The organism is Pseudomonas koreensis (genome assembly GCF_012986595.1).
Classification (GTDB): Bacteria; Pseudomonadota; Gammaproteobacteria; order Pseudomonadales; family Pseudomonadaceae; genus Aquipseudomonas; species Aquipseudomonas koreensis.
Genome location: NZ_JAAQYM010000003.1, coordinates 276,242 through 290,458, shown reverse-complemented (window position 1 = coordinate 290,458; position 14,217 = coordinate 276,242). Strand labels below are relative to the sequence as shown.

Below are 14,217 nucleotides of genomic sequence, written 5' to 3'. Positions count from 1 at the left end.
TGTTGTGAATACGATCCAGTGTGGGAGCGAGCCTGCTCGCGAAGAGGCCGGAACAGCCACTACAAATCTGTGGCCAGAGACTCAATCTGCTCCTGCCGCTCCGCCTGATTCAACTTCGGATGCGGATTGAGCGAAGACCACTGCGGATGCGCCCGCGCCTTGCTCAGCGCCTCGGGCAACTTGCCCTCGCGCCAGGTCTTGTCTTGCGGCGTCGCCACCTGAACCGCGTCCATCGCCGCATGCCCGCGAGCATTCAATGCCTGGAGCAATTGCCGTTGGCGCAACGCCAACAACCGCAACACGCCGTCATCCACTGTCAATTCCCTCTGCCCTTTGATCTTGCCCAGCAAGCGGCTGCCATAACTGCGCGCGGTTTGCAGGGCGCCGCCGGCAATCGCACCGGCCAATGCGGCGGCGCCGAGGGTAATCCCACCCACCAGCAAATCGACGCCCGCCCCGGCAGCAGCGCCGGCTGCGATCCCGCCACCGACGCGCACGCCGAGTTGCTTCAAGGTTTCCGGGTTGAACAAGTCATCGCCCCAGCGCCCGTCGAGCAACGGCAGATCACTCGCCGCTGCGTCCTGCGGGCGAAACGCGTAGAGCTTGAGCAGCGCCTCGACGCATTTCTGCTCACGCTGACGCACGGCTTTGCGCAGTTCGCTGATGGCTTGCTGTTCCTGCTCGGCCTCGCTGACCACACTGCGCCGACACGCGGCGCAGTCGATCAGCAACTCGGCGATCAAGCGCGCCGCACTTTGCTGGCGCGCCAGGCGCTGGGCCTGTTGATCGGCGATCAGCCGTTCCAGTTGCGGCCGGGCGTTTTCCAGCAGCAGTGCGAGGCTTTCGTACAGCCGCCGCTCGCCATCCTCCGGCGGTGCAACGCTGTCGAAACGTACCAGTGCGTGCAGACCCAACCGCGCCAACGCCTCACGCCAGTCCGGCTCGCGGTGGTTGGCGCTGCTGACGAAGTTCAGCACCGGCAGCAGCGGTTTGCCGCAACTGGCGAGCACTTCCAGTTCGTCACGGTACTTGGCCAGCACCGGTTCGCGGGCGTCGATCACATACAGGCCCGCGTCGGAGGCGAGCAGTTGCCGCAGCACCTTGGCTTCCTGTTCGAAACGCTGACGCGCCTCGCTGCCGTCGAGAAACCGCGCCAGCCGCGCCGGGCCGTCGAGGCGTTCACCGGGACGTTCCAGACGTTCAAGGAAATCCAGCAGGGCGATGGCGTCTTCCAGCCCCGGTGTGTCGTAGAGATCGAGCAGCGGCTCGCCGTCGACCGATAACCGCGCGCCTTCAACATGCCGGGTGGTGCTCGGCCGGTGCGAGACTTCGCCGAAACCGACGTCGCGGGTCAGGGTGCGCAGAAGCGAGGTTTTGCCGACGTTGGTGTGGCCGACCACTGCGAGTTTCAGCGGCGCTTTCCGGGCATCAGTCATGACCGCTCTCCAGCCAGTTCATCGGTGCGCAATCGGCAAACTCCAGCTCAAGCTGTTGCAGCGCCACATGCCAGTCGCCGAGGCGGGCGCTGTCCAGCGCCTCACCGGGCGGTGCTTGCAGTAGCCAGATGCGGGTGGCGCTGGCGTTGCGCGCCAGTTCGGCGATCAGCGCGAGGCTGCCGCGATCCGGCGAGCGCCGTGGATCGCAGGCGATCAGCAGGCGCGCCGGCGGGAAGCGGCTGAGTTGTTCGAGCAGTTTGTGCCGCGATTCGCGGCTGTCGAGAATCCCGGCGTTGCTCACAGTTTTCGGCAGGGCCGGTGGCCACGGGCGCTGGTCGTCGAGTTCGATGGCCACCAGCAGGGCGCCGTCGCTGGCGTGTTCGCTGACGTGGCTCTCGACCCGATGCAGTTGCTCCGGCGCCGCGTCGTTGATGCCGAGGCGTTCGCTGGTCGGCATCAGCCGTTCGCGTAACTGGGCGTAGCCGGGCAGGTTCAGGTCCAGGCTCAGCGCAGCTTTGCCACGACGCCAGCGCCAGAAACAAAAGATGGCCAGCAGCAGGCGCGGCAACACGCCGTAAACCACCAGCACACCGACCAGCCAGGTCGCCCAGGCCTGCCGCGCGCTTTCGATGTCCAGCGCGCCATTGCCGCTGGCGCGGATCATCTCCACGGTCGGCACGTTGAAGCCGAGCAGCGCCGGCAGCGCGCCGAGGGCCTGGGTCATGTTGATGAACGTGTCGGCGCTGAGAATGGTGGTTTCCCAGACGAAGCCGTAGCGCCGCGTTGCCATCAGCGTCAGCAGCAGCACCAGCGCGCTGAGCATCGCCAGCAGCCACAAGCCGTTGACCAGAGTACCGAGCGCCCAGCGATTGAGCTTTTTGCGTTGCAGCATCAGCAGCAGGGCCGGCGCCAGTTGTGCGGCTTTGGCATCCCGGGCGAATTTTTCGCTGAGCCACAGCCACAAGCGGCCAAGGGTGGCGCCGTGTTCGCCGGCAAACATCAGCCCCAGCGCCCAGCTCAGCAGCAGAATCAGGTTCAGCCCGAGCAGGCTGCCCAACGCCCAGAACACATTGACCGGTATCTGGCTCAGCGCGGCGAAGGCCAGACCGGCGCCGCTCAGCACTGCGAAGACCATCAGCAGCACCAGCGCCAGACGGGCGCCTTGCAGCCAGTGAGTGAGCGCAGCGCTCAGTCCGTCGCGCTCGGCCAGCCATGCCGCACGGCGTTGAATGCGGCTCGGCAGATCGCCGCCGGCCGCGCGGGCCAGGCGATTGGCTTCCAGATCCTCCAGGGGACCTGCGTGTTCCTCGCGCAGGCGGATGGTTTCGGTCAGCCAGAGGTTTTGCAGTGGAGTCAGTTGTGTCACGCGGCATCCCGTCGCTCAATTGAGCCGTGAGCATAACCGCTGTGGCGCTTATCGGGTCAAGCGAGGCTCTGGTATCCTCGCCGGCATGACTAAATCACTTCCCCTCAGCCTGATCGCAGCCCTCGGTGAAAACCGTGTGATCGGCGTCGACAACAGCATGCCCTGGCACCTGCCGGGGGACTTCAAATACTTCAAGGCCACGACCCTCGGCAAGCCGATCATCATGGGTCGCAAGACCTGGGATTCCCTCGGTCGTCCGCTGCCGGGCCGGTTGAACATCGTGGTCAGCCGTCAGGCCGATCTGGTGCTGGAAGGGGCGGAGGTTTATCCGTCGCTGGAAGCCGCCGTGGTGCGCGCCGAGGAGTGGGCGAAAGCGCAGGGCGTCGATGAGTTGATGCTGATTGGCGGGGCGCAGTTGTATGCGCAAGGGCTGGCGCAGGCCGATCGTCTGTATCTGACCCGTGTGGCGCTGAGCCCGGAGGGCGATGCGTGGTTTCCGGAGTTCGATCTGAACCAGTGGAAGCTGGTGTCGAATGTGCCGAATCCGGCGGAAGGCGATAAGCCGGCGTACAACTTCGAAGTTTGGGAAAAGGCTTAAAAGCTTCGCGAGCAGGCTCGCTCCCACAGGGGATTTGTGTCGATCACAGATCCAATGTGGGAGCGAGCCTGCTCGCGAAGAGGCCCGCACAGTCGCTGAAAAGCTTAAGCCTGAGCAAGCTCCGCATGCTCATCGGCATCCAGCAGTGCTTTATCCGTCTGCTGCATGACCTGACTGGTAATCGCACCGGCCGTGATCGAACCACTCACGTTCAACGCCGTACGGCCCATGTCGATCAGCGGCTCAACCGAAATCAGCAACGCCACCAGTGACACCGGCAAGCCCATCGCCGGCAGCACGATCAGCGCGGCAAACGTCGCGCCGCCACCGACACCGGCCACACCGGCCGAACTCAGGGTCACAATCGCCACCAGCGTCGCGATCCACAGCGGATCCAGCGGGTTGATGCCCACCGTTGGCGCAACCATCACCGCCAGCATTGCCGGGTACAGGCCGGCGCAGCCGTTCTGGCCGATGGTCGCGCCAAACGAAGCGGCGAAACTCGCCACCGACTGCGGAATCCCCAGACGACGGGTCTGCGCTTCAATGCTCAGCGGAATGCTGGCGGCGCTGGAACGGCTGGTGAAGGCGAACGTCAGCACTGGCCAGATCTTGCGGAAGAAACGCAGCGGGTTGATCCCGGCGGCCGACACCAGCAGGCCATGCACCACGAACATCAGGCCCAGACCGAGGTACGAGACCACGACGAAACTGCCGAGCTTGATGATGTCCTGCAGGTTGGAGCCGGCGACCACTTTGGTCATCAGCGCCAGTACGCCGTACGGGGTCAGTTTCATCACCAGACGCACCAGACGCATCACCCAGGCTTGCAGGGTGTCGATGGCGTTGATCACTTTCTGACCTTTTTCCACGTCATCCTTGAGCAGCTGCAGTGCGGCAACCCCCAGGAACGCGGCAAAGATCACCACGCTGATGATCGAGGTCGGCTTGGCCCGGGCCAGGTCGGCGAACGGGTTCTGCGGAATGAACGAGAGCAATAGCTGCGGCACGTTCAGGTCGGCAACCTTGCCGGCGTAGTCGTTCTGAATGGTTTGCAGACGGGCCATTTCCTGGGTGCCGGCGACCAGACCTTCGGCCGTGAGGCCGAACAGGTTGGTCAGGCCGATACCGATCAGCGCCGCAATTGCGGTGGTGAACAGCAGGGTGCCGATGGTCAGGAAGCTGATCTTGCCCAACGACGACGCGTTGTGCAGACGGGCGACCGCGCTGAGGATCGAGGCAAATACCAGCGGGATCACGATCATTTGCAGCAACTGCACGTAACCGTTGCCGACCAGATCGAACCAGCCGATCGAGGCTTTCAGCACCGGGTTGCCGGCACCGTAAATGCTGTGCAGGGCGACACCGAACGCCACGCCCAGAGCCAGCGCGAGCAGGACTTTTTTCGCCAGGCTCCAAGTGGTATGGCGGGTTTGCGCCAGACCGAAGAGCAGGGCGAGGAACACCAGCAGATTGAGGATCAGCGGCAGATTCATGAAGACTCCGATAAGACTTGTGCCAGTCGCATTCTTGGGCAACTGCGAACCGGCAAGCCTAACAGGTTGATTTCCAATGAATTAATACCGAAATCGCAGGTCGTCCGTCGTTTTTGGAATAAGCACTTGTCGCTCTCGGCAATGCAATTGGCGTTGAGGAGACGTAAGCGGTCGCTGACAGACGAGGACTGTCACACTTATTTGTTAGCGTCGATGTCTTTCAGTCAGGGAGAAAACGCCGATGAAGTTCGCACCGAAAATGCTCGCTGTGGTTCTGGGTTTGGGGTTGGCTGCTAACGCATTCGCCACCGATCTTAAACACTGGCCGGCAGATCAGGCCAAGGCACTGGATGCGATGATCGCGGCCAACGCCAACAAGGGTAACTACGCGGTGTTCGACATGGACAACACCAGTTACCGCTACGACCTCGAAGAGTCGTTGCTGCCGTTCATGGAAAACAAGGGCCTGATCTCCCGCGACAAGCTCGACCCCTCCCTGAAACTGATGCCGTTCAAGGACACCGCCGACCACAAGGAAAGCCTGTTCAGTTACTACTATCGCTTGTGCGAAGTCGACGACATGGTCTGCTACCCATGGGTGGCGCAGGTGTTTTCCGGCTTCACCCTCAAGGAACTCAAAGGCTACGTCGATGAGCTGATTGCCTCGGGTAAACCGGTGCCGACCACGTATTACGACGGCGACGTAGTGAAGAACCTCGACGTGCAGCCGCCGAAAGTCTTTACTGGCCAGGCCGAGCTGTACAACAAGCTGATGGAGAACGGCATCGAGGTCTACGTGATGACCGCCGCCTCCGAAGAGCTGGTGCGCATGGTCGCGGCCGATCCGAAGTACGGCTACAACGTCAAACCGCAGAACGTGATCGGCGTGACCACGTTACTGAAGAACCGCGAAACCGGCGAGCTGACCACGGCGCGCAAACAAATCACCGCCGGCAAGTATGACGAGAAGGCCAACCTCGGCCTTGAACTGACCCCGTACCTGTGGACCCCGGCAACATGGATGGCCGGCAAGCATGCGGCGATCCTGACCTACATCGACGAGTGGAAAAAACCGGTATTGGTGGGCGGCGACACCCCGAGCAGCGACGGCTACATGCTGTTCCACGATGTGGATGTGGCCAAGGGCGGTATTCACCTGTGGGTCAACCGCAAGGACAAATACATGACGCAGCTCAACGGCATGATGGCCAAGCACGCAGCGGCGCAGGCCAAGGAAGGGTTGCCGGTGACAGCGGACAAGAACTGGGTGATCGTCAAGCCTGAAGAGATTCAGTAAGACCGAGTCGCTCCCATCGCTGGCAAGCCAGCTCCCACAGTGTCCAAGGTGAAACACAAATGGTGAGAGCACCATAAATCCCTGTGGGAGCTGGATTGCCAGCGATGGGGCCCTCGTGTTCATCCATTGATTCGATCAGGCGAAAAAATGCCCCGCACGTTGGCGGGGCATTTTCGTTACTGCGATTCGACGCTTACAGCCCGTCGAGCATCGCCTTGTTACGCACGGCGCCCTTGTCGGCGCTGGTCGCCAGCAGGGCGTAGGCCTTGAGTGCGGTGGTCACTTTGCGTGGACGCTGCTCGACCGGTTTCCAGCCTTTCTTGTCCTGCTCGACCCGGCGTGCAGCCAGTTCTTCGTCGCTGACCAACAGATTGATCGAGCGGTTCGGAATGTCGATCAGCACTTTGTCGCCGTCCTGTACCAGACCGATCGCGCCGCCGGCCGCAGCCTCTGGCGAAGCGTGGCCGATGGACAGGCCCGAGGTGCCGCCGGAGAAGCGGCCATCGGTGAGCAGCGCACAGGCTTTGCCCAGACCTTTGGATTTCAGGTACGAGGTCGGGTAAAGCATTTCCTGCATGCCCGGGCCGCCTTTCGGGCCTTCGTAGCGAATGATGACGATGTCGCCTTCCTTCACTTCGTCGGCGAGGATGCCGCGCACCGCGCTGTCCTGGCTTTCGAAGATCTTCGCGTTGCCTTCGAAGACGTGGATCGACTCGTCGACGCCGGCGGTTTTCACCACACAGCCGTCGAGGGCGATGTTGCCGTACAGCACGGCCAGGCCGCCTTCTTTCGAGTAGGCGTGTTCGAAGCTGCGGATGCAGCCGTTTTCACGGTCGTCGTCGAGGGTTTCCCAACGGGTCGACTGGCTGAACGCCGTCTGCGTCGGGATACCGGCAGGACCGGCCTTGAAGAAGTGGTGCACCGCTTCATCGGTGGTCTGGGTGATGTCCCACTTGGCGATCGCTTCTTCCATGCTGCGGCTGTGCACGGTCGGCAGGTCGGTGTGCAGCAGACCGCCACGGGCCAGCGAACCGAGGATGCTGAAGATACCGCCGGCGCGGTGCACGTCTTCCATGTGGTATTTCTGGATGTTCGGCGCGACCTTGCACAGTTGCGGCACGCTGCGCGAGAGACGGTCGATGTCGCGCAGGTCGAAATCGATCTCGGCTTCCTGGGCCGCAGCCAGCAAGTGCAGGATGGTGTTGGTCGAACCACCCATGGCGATGTCGAGCATCATCGCGTTCTCGAACGCCTTGAAGTTGGCGATGTTGCGCGGCAGCACCGACTCGTCGTTTTCGCCGTAGTAACGCTTGCACAGTTCGACGATGGTGCGGCCGGCCTGCAGGAACAGCTGTTCGCGGTCGCTGTGGGTGGCGAGGGTCGAACCGTTGCCCGGCAGCGCGAGGCCCAGGGCTTCGGTCAGGCAGTTCATCGAGTTGGCGGTGAACATGCCGGAGCAGGAACCGCAGGTCGGGCAGGCGCTGCGCTCGTATTCAGCGACTTTCTCGTCAGAAGCGCTGGAGTCGGCGGCGATCACCATGGCGTCGACGAGGTCGAGGCCGTGGGACGCGAGTTTGGTCTTGCCGGCTTCCATCGGGCCGCCGGACACGAAGATCACCGGGATGTTCAGGCGCAAGGCCGCCATCAACATGCCCGGGGTGATCTTGTCGCAGTTGGAAATGCAGACGATGGCGTCGGCACAGTGGGCGTTGACCATGTACTCGACGGAGTCGGCGATGATCTCGCGGCTTGGCAGCGAATAGAGCATGCCGTCGTGGCCCATGGCGATGCCGTCGTCCACGGCGATGGTGTTGAATTCTTTTGCGACGCCACCCGCGCGTTCGATTTCACGGGCCACCAGTTGACCGAGGTCTTTGAGGTGCACGTGGCCCGGCACGAACTGGGTGAAGGAGTTGGCAATGGCGATGATCGGCTTCTTGAAGTCGTCATCTTTCATCCCGGTGGCGCGCCACAGTGCGCGGGCGCCGGCCATGTTGCGGCCGTGGGTGGAAGTTTTCGAGCGGTAATCTGGCATGGAGCACTCCGGGCGGCTAATCAGGTATCAAAAGGGAAGTGAGCTTCTATTGACGTCTGGAACACTCAGAAATGGCCGTGTGTCCTGGATGTTGCCGATGACTTTGCGGGATCGCCGCTTGCCTCAGCCTGAGCTCATAAACCCGCCGGGGGATGAATGGCGATGAATCAGCCGATTCTACACCGCTGGCGTCTGGAGGGAATGGCGCAAAGCATTGTTCCAGTGCCGACGGTGCCTGTGGCATGACGACCGGCAGGCTCAATCGCCGTTCGTGGGGGCGATGGCGCTGTTGTCGAGGACTTTGGCGCGATGGCCGATTCGCTTGTTCAACGCCAGTGCAATGCCACTGAGCAGGACAAAACAGTAGCCGAGGGTCGTTTGCAGGTTGCTCGGGCTCAGGCTGATCAACGCGCTGATCAAGCCGCCGCAGATGAAGATGATCGTGCTGCCGGCCGAGGCCGAGGTGCCGGCGTTCTCCGGGAACAGGCTCATCGCCCGTGAGGTGGCGGCCGGGCGCGCGATGGTGGTGCCGGCGGTACAGATCAGCATCGGAATCAGCACGGTGGCGGGCGAGAGCGCGAAGTGCTGCGACAGGAACAGCATCACCAGCCCTGCCAGCAGGATCAGGCTCAACCCGGCAATGATCTGTTGCGCAGAGCTGATACGCCGACTCAACAGCGCGGCGGCAATCCCGCCAACGATATAGGCCGCACCGTAGACCAGCAGGATCAGCGAGAACTCATAGGCCGACAGGTGCAGTTGATCCATGAAAATCAGCGGTGAGATGACGATGAACGAGAAGTGGCAGGCAAACGCAAACGCAGAAATGAGCCAGTAGCCGACAAATTCGAAATCGCCCATCACCCGGCGATAGGCATTGAGAAAAGTCAAAGGCGTGCTTCGTTTGCTCGGTCGGCTGTTGTCCAGAAAAAACCAGGCCTTGATCAGCACCACCGCTGCCAGTGCGGTGAACACCCAGAAACTGCCACGCCAGCCGAGGGTGGCTTGCAGAAAGGTGCCGGCCAGCGGCGACACCGAAATGAAGATCCCCGTCGCGGTCACCATCAGGATGCGCAAGCGATCGCGCTCCTCGCCCTCGAACAGATCCTGCACCAGTGCCTGGGACAGCACAAAGCATCCGCAACCCACTGCCTGCAGCAACCGGAAGGCCAGAAAGAACGTGTAGTCGGCGGTCATGGCGCAGCCAAGCGCACCCAGCATCGACACCCCCATGCCCGCGAGCAGCAGGCCTTTACGACCGATCACGTCGGAGAGTGGCCCGATCAACAACTGCGCAAACGCGATCCCTACGGCGAACAGGCTGATCGACAGCGCAATGTCCGCGGGGGTGCTGCGAAAGTGTTCGGCCAGTGCGGGAAACGAGGGCAGCAGCACATCCAGCGGAAACACCCCAAGCAGGACCATGGCCAGCAGAAGACTGACGGCGCCGCGTCGTTGTCGGGCAGTGCCTGCGTGTGCTCGGTTATTCATCGATCAGTCCTGCCTTGGCAAAAAGTTTTCGGTTGTGGGGCAGGGCAAAGAAACCTGCCTGCTCCAATGCCTGCAGTGTCGCGCCGGCGCCTGATCGCGCTCGTTGCCGGTTGGCCTGGGCGTTGGCCAGGCTGCCGATAATCTGCGCCACGTCGGTTTCGGCAATGCCGGCGCCTCGCAGGCTCTGCCGCAGCCAGCGTTCATCGACTTCGAAGAAGATGCCGATGACGTCCAGCAGGGTTCTGGCGGTGAAGGTGCGCTGGCGGCTGTTAAGGGTTAGCCACAGGTAATGGAACACCTCGCAAAAGTAGCGACTGTGGCGAGCCTCGTCGCTCAGGTGATCGCGCAGCATGTCGTTCACGCTGGTGACCAGCGTTTCGCGGCAGACCTCCAGTAGCTCCCGGGCAATGATGGTTTCCGAGACAAAGCCAAGCAGGAACCACGCCAGCGGGCGATTGTTTTCGGCGGTGCGGGCAATCAGGGCGTTCATTCGGGTGATTCGCAAAGGCATCACCGGACGTGCGTTGAAACCATGCAATTCAGCGATCTGACTGGCGAGCCGATCGGAGAACAGCGCGTGGTAGCCCTCGTCCGTATAGAGCTGCAGCGCCGCGGTTTTCATCCGTGGCGGGACATAGGCAGGCAACTCGCCGTGGACGATGGTTTCCACTGCCCGGTTGACGATGCGATGCTCGAGCAAGGTGGTGTAGTCGAGAAAGTGCACCAGGTGATTGGCAGTCAGGCGGTGCATGACCGTTGCGCCTGCGGCCTGGATGGCGGGGTGCGCCAGGTATGGCAGGAAGGCTGGCGGGAACCAGAAACGGGTTTGCAGTTGTTCCTGCACGTCGGGTGGTAACTGGTAGTTGTGACGGCTATTGCGTACCGAGGCGTGGCTGTTCCAGTCGCCAAGGGTAAACCGCTGTGACCAAGACTCGGGCGCCAGGGGCGGATCTGCCAGGGGCGCCGTCATGCTTGCGTCTCCCGGAGCAGATCCTGCATTTCCTGGCACATCGCCTGACCGTCGCTCGCGCCACAGCCGACAAAGAACAGCGGTTGCTCGGCACTGCCTTCGATTCCGAGCAGGGTTTCGACCTGATGATCGCCGAAGGCTCCTGTCAGCCAGGTATTGAGCCCCTGGGCTGTAGCCACCAGCTGGAATGACTGTGACAGGTGGCCGGCTTCGACGAAGGCCATGCGATAGGCCCGCGAGTGCTGGTACTTCCACCAGAGCTTGTCGAAGCGCGCAGTGATGAACAGCCCCAACGGCAAGTTGTTGATGAAGTGTTGCCCGGCCAGCAGGTGGCCCAGCGCGGGCTCGGGTAGAGGACCGACCGGACTCAAGGCGTGCTCGGCCGGGTGATAGGCGTAAATGCCGGGTTCCAGGCCGCTGATGTTTTGCGCCAGAACAAATCCTTCGCAGGCGTTGAGTCCTCCACCCGAGGGGCTGCTGCGTCGCGCGCCCAGGCCTTGGGCGATGCTGGCGTCGCGATCAGGGTCGCGTTCGTCGAGATAACCCAGGGAGAGATACAGCAGCGTGGCAACGGTCTTGAGGGTGATTGCTTCACCGGTGAAGGAGCGACAGGTCTTTCGCTGCAGCAGCGCATCGCCCAGGCTGCTGTCAGTCAGGGCGACAGGGGCAGGCAGCATGATGCGCCGCTCGACGTGTTGCACCAGGCCTTCCATGTCAGGAGCCTCTGCGGCCAGTACTTCATTGCAGTGATCCAGGTATTGTCGGGACCACTCATGGATATTCTGCGGCACTTGTTCACAGGGAATGTTCTGTGTGCCGATATGGTAAATCTTCGATAGTTCGTCCCAGCCCCATATGGGACTGTCTATTTTAGTGGGGGTCAGTATTTTGGCGTTTAATAGTTGGGTGTCTATTATGTTGTGGCTGTCAAACAGGTTGGGGTCGTGAATTAGTTTGGCAAGTCTCGATGAATAATCGATATCGAGTTCGTGTTGAATGTGTTCTTTGTAGTTCCAGACAATAAGTCCGGGCGTGCGCGGCAGTATGAATAAATAAGGATTGATGTGCATGTGGGCTCTTCGCTCTGGACAAGGTCGAGAGGACGCTGGGGTGCCGGCACTCCCCAGCGTCCACCTTTACTTAACGGGCTTTAGGGGCAACCAGAAAAGCCAGGTTTGCGATTTTGTTAGCTTCCAGAGTAATTGCTTTCATAGTGTGAACTCCATGTTCAGTGATAGTGAGTGCCACCTCGTGGTGACAACTTAATAATAGTTTGTAATGAGTTTATGGCAAGTGATTATTAAGTAGGAAAATTCCAGTAATTTTGTCGGAGTGGTCGCGCGGCTAGAACAAATTTGTAAGTTATCGGGTGTTAAATCAAATGCGCAGGGAAATTTCCCGCACTGGTTTAGGAAGTTATATGTAGGACGGCAGACAGGGAGAACGGATCATCGGCGACGTTGCATCGCCAGACAGCAAGCGGGGAGCCCTTGGGCTCCCCGTTTTGGCTGCCAATCAGCTGTTAGGCAGGAGGCGGCAGGTGATGCTCTTGATGTAGCGGGTTTCGGCGATGGCCGGGTGCACCGGGTGGTCCGGGCCCTGACCGCCGCGCTCCAGCAACTGGATGTTGCGGTCCAGGTGGCGGGCACTGGTCAGCAGGATGTTCTGCAGATCATCTTCCGGCAGGTGCATCGAGCACGACGCGCTGACCAGGATGCCGTCCTTGGTGAGCAGGCGCATGGCTTGCTCGTTCAGGCGACGGTAGGCGCCTTCACCGTTTTTCATGTCTTTCTTGCGCTTGATGAACGCGGGCGGGTCGGCAACGATCACGTCGAATCGCTCTTCGCTGGCCTTGAGTTCTTTCAGGGCTTCGAAGACGTCGCCTTCGATGCAGGTCATCTTGTCGGCGAAGCCGTTCAGCGCAGCGTTGCGCTCAACGCCGTCCAGCGCGAAGCCCGAGGCATCGACGCAGAACACTTCACTGGCGCCAAACGCTGCCGCTTGCACGCCCCAGCCACCGATGTAGCTGTAAAGGTCGAGCACGCGTTTGCCCTTGGCGTACGGAGCCAGGCGGGCGCGGTTCATGCGGTGGTCGTAGAACCAGCCGGTTTTCTGGCCGCCAATGACCGGCGCTTCGAACTTCACGCCGTTCTCTTCCAGGGCGACCCACTCCGGCACCAGGCCGAACACGGTTTCGACGTAACGGTTGAGGCCTTCGGCATCACGGGCGGCGGAGTCGTTCTTGAACAGAATGCCGCTTGGCTTGAGCACTTGGGTCAGTGCGGCGATCACGTCATCTTTATGCGCTTCCATGGTCGCTGAGGCGATCTGCACCACGAGGATGTCGCCGAAACGGTCGACCACCAGGCCCGGCAGCAGGTCGGAGTCGCCGTAGACCAGGCGGTAGAACGGCTTGTCGAACAGGCGCTCGCGCAGCGACAGGGCCACATTCAGGCGATGCACCAGCAGCGATTTGTCCAGCGGCAGTTTGATGTCGCGCGACAGCAGACGAGCGCAGATCAGGTTGTTCGGGCTCATGGCGACGATGCCCAGCGACTTGCCGCCGGCAGCTTCGAGGATCGCCTGATCGCCGGCCTTGAAGCCGTGCAGTGGCGTGGCGGCCACATCGATTTCGTTGCTGTAGACCCACAAGTGGCCGTTGCGCAGGCGACGGTCGGCGTTGGCTTTGAGGCGCAGGCTAGGCAGGGACATGACGTCGCTCCGGAAAAAAGAGCGGGAGTATACCGTGTTGCTCGGCCTGATTGGCTGGTGAGTGGATATGCGGTGAGCCCTTGCTCTTGCAGAAAATCACTTGTAGCGAGGGGATTCATCCCCGATCGGCTGCGTAGCAGGCGCAAACCCCTAACGCAGTTTTCTGACTGACCGCGTGAGTCGATTTGGGACAGCTGCGCTGTCCATCGGGGATAAATCCCCTCACCACATACACTCACAAGCCCAAAGATCAGGCAGAGAGTGCGTCGATCAACTCACGGTTGAACGCGGGAATATCATCCGGCTGACGGCTGCTGATCAGGTGACCGTCCTTGACCACTTCTTTATCGACCCAGTTGGCCCCGGCATTCACCAGGTCGTCCTTGAGTGTCTTGTAGCTGGTCATGGTCTTGCCGTTGACCAGCCCGGCGGAAATCAGCAGCCAGCCGCCGTGGCAGATCACCGCAATCGGTTTGCCGGCCGAGGCGCCGGTCTTGACCAGGTGCTGGGCGTCCTGGTCGATGCGGATGGTGTCGGAGTTCTGCACGCCGCCCGGCAGAACGATCGCGTCGTACTGCTCACTGCTGGCGCCTTGAAAGGTCTGGTCGACCTTGAAGTCATCCGCCGGTTTGTCGTGGTTCCAGCCTTTGACCTTGCCGGCCTCGGCGGAAAGGATGTCGACCTGGGCGCCAGCCTGCTCCAATGCCTGCTTGGGACCGGTCAATTCGACCTGTTCGAAACCGTCTGTTACCAAAATCGCGACGCGTTTGCCGTTGAGAGAAGTGGCCATCGATAAGCTCCTGAGTCTGTGGGCGT

General features: G+C 61.4%; 11 protein-coding genes. 2 read left to right on the top strand and 9 right to left on the bottom strand.

The genetic code is table 11. The features are described 5' to 3' along the window. Positions 1-59: 59 nt before the first annotated feature. On the bottom strand, positions 60-1,436 hold the full coding sequence (locus HBN98_RS10845; protein WP_083367640.1) for a GTPase/DUF3482 domain-containing protein: 1,377 nt from the start codon (positions 1,434-1,436) through the stop codon (positions 60-62). After that, the gene (locus tag HBN98_RS10840) at positions 1,429-2,802 is read right to left on the bottom strand and encodes a DUF2868 domain-containing protein (protein ID WP_083367641.1); all 1,374 of its coding nucleotides are present in this window, start codon (positions 2,800-2,802) and stop codon (positions 1,429-1,431) included. Before HBN98_RS10840 ends, HBN98_RS10845 begins: the two co-directional genes overlap by 8 nt. 85 nt (positions 2,803-2,887) lie before the next feature. Here HBN98_RS10840 and HBN98_RS10835 point away from each other — a divergent pair, with 85 nt between their 5' ends. Then, positions 2,888-3,400 (top strand): dihydrofolate reductase, encoded by a 513-nt coding sequence (locus HBN98_RS10835; RefSeq protein WP_083367642.1) that lies wholly within the window; start codon positions 2,888-2,890, stop codon positions 3,398-3,400. Positions 3,401-3,504: 104 nt separating this feature from the next. Here the strand turns inward: HBN98_RS10835 and HBN98_RS10830 are convergent, their stop codons facing one another. Continuing rightward, a complete protein-coding gene (locus HBN98_RS10830) occupies positions 3,505-4,896 on the bottom strand; it encodes an L-cystine transporter (RefSeq protein WP_064589677.1) in 1,392 nt (463 codons plus the stop codon). A 241-nt stretch (positions 4,897-5,137) separates the two neighbouring features. Between HBN98_RS10830 and HBN98_RS10825 the strand changes: the two genes are divergently transcribed. After that, positions 5,138-6,193 (top strand): HAD family hydrolase, encoded by a 1,056-nt coding sequence (locus HBN98_RS10825; RefSeq protein ID WP_083367644.1) that lies wholly within the window; start codon positions 5,138-5,140, stop codon positions 6,191-6,193. A 193-nt stretch (positions 6,194-6,386) separates the two neighbouring features. Here the strand turns inward: HBN98_RS10825 and ilvD are convergent, their stop codons facing one another. The 6 genes from ilvD to HBN98_RS10795 all read right to left on the bottom strand — a co-directional run bounded on the left by ilvD (position 6,387) and on the right by HBN98_RS10795 (position 14,191). Then, positions 6,387-8,228, bottom strand: a complete 1,842-nt coding sequence (gene ilvD / locus HBN98_RS10820) for a dihydroxy-acid dehydratase (protein ID WP_007964170.1) — start codon at positions 8,226-8,228, stop codon at positions 6,387-6,389. Positions 8,229-8,486: 258 nt separating this feature from the next. Beyond that, the gene (locus tag HBN98_RS10815; protein WP_083367645.1) at positions 8,487-9,719 is read right to left on the bottom strand and encodes a multidrug effflux MFS transporter; all 1,233 of its coding nucleotides are present in this window, start codon (positions 9,717-9,719) and stop codon (positions 8,487-8,489) included. Continuing rightward, entirely contained in the window at positions 9,712-10,689 is a 978-nt protein-coding gene (locus tag HBN98_RS10810; protein ID WP_083367646.1) for a diiron oxygenase, read from the bottom strand. The genes HBN98_RS10815 and HBN98_RS10810 overlap by 8 nt, the downstream gene beginning before the upstream one ends. Then, positions 10,686-11,759 (bottom strand): SagB family peptide dehydrogenase, encoded by a 1,074-nt coding sequence (locus HBN98_RS10805; protein ID WP_083367647.1) that lies wholly within the window; start codon positions 11,757-11,759, stop codon positions 10,686-10,688. Before HBN98_RS10805 ends, HBN98_RS10810 begins: the two co-directional genes overlap by 4 nt. Positions 11,760-12,204: 445 nt before the next feature. Then, the gene (locus HBN98_RS10800) at positions 12,205-13,401 is read right to left on the bottom strand and encodes a class I SAM-dependent rRNA methyltransferase (RefSeq protein ID WP_064589673.1); all 1,197 of its coding nucleotides are present in this window, start codon (positions 13,399-13,401) and stop codon (positions 12,205-12,207) included. Positions 13,402-13,651: 250 nt separating this feature from the next. Further along, positions 13,652-14,191: a type 1 glutamine amidotransferase domain-containing protein gene (locus HBN98_RS10795; protein WP_064589672.1), complete on the bottom strand. Its 540-nt coding sequence runs from the start codon at positions 14,189-14,191 to the stop codon at positions 13,652-13,654. Between the last annotated feature and the right edge of the window lie 26 nt (positions 14,192-14,217).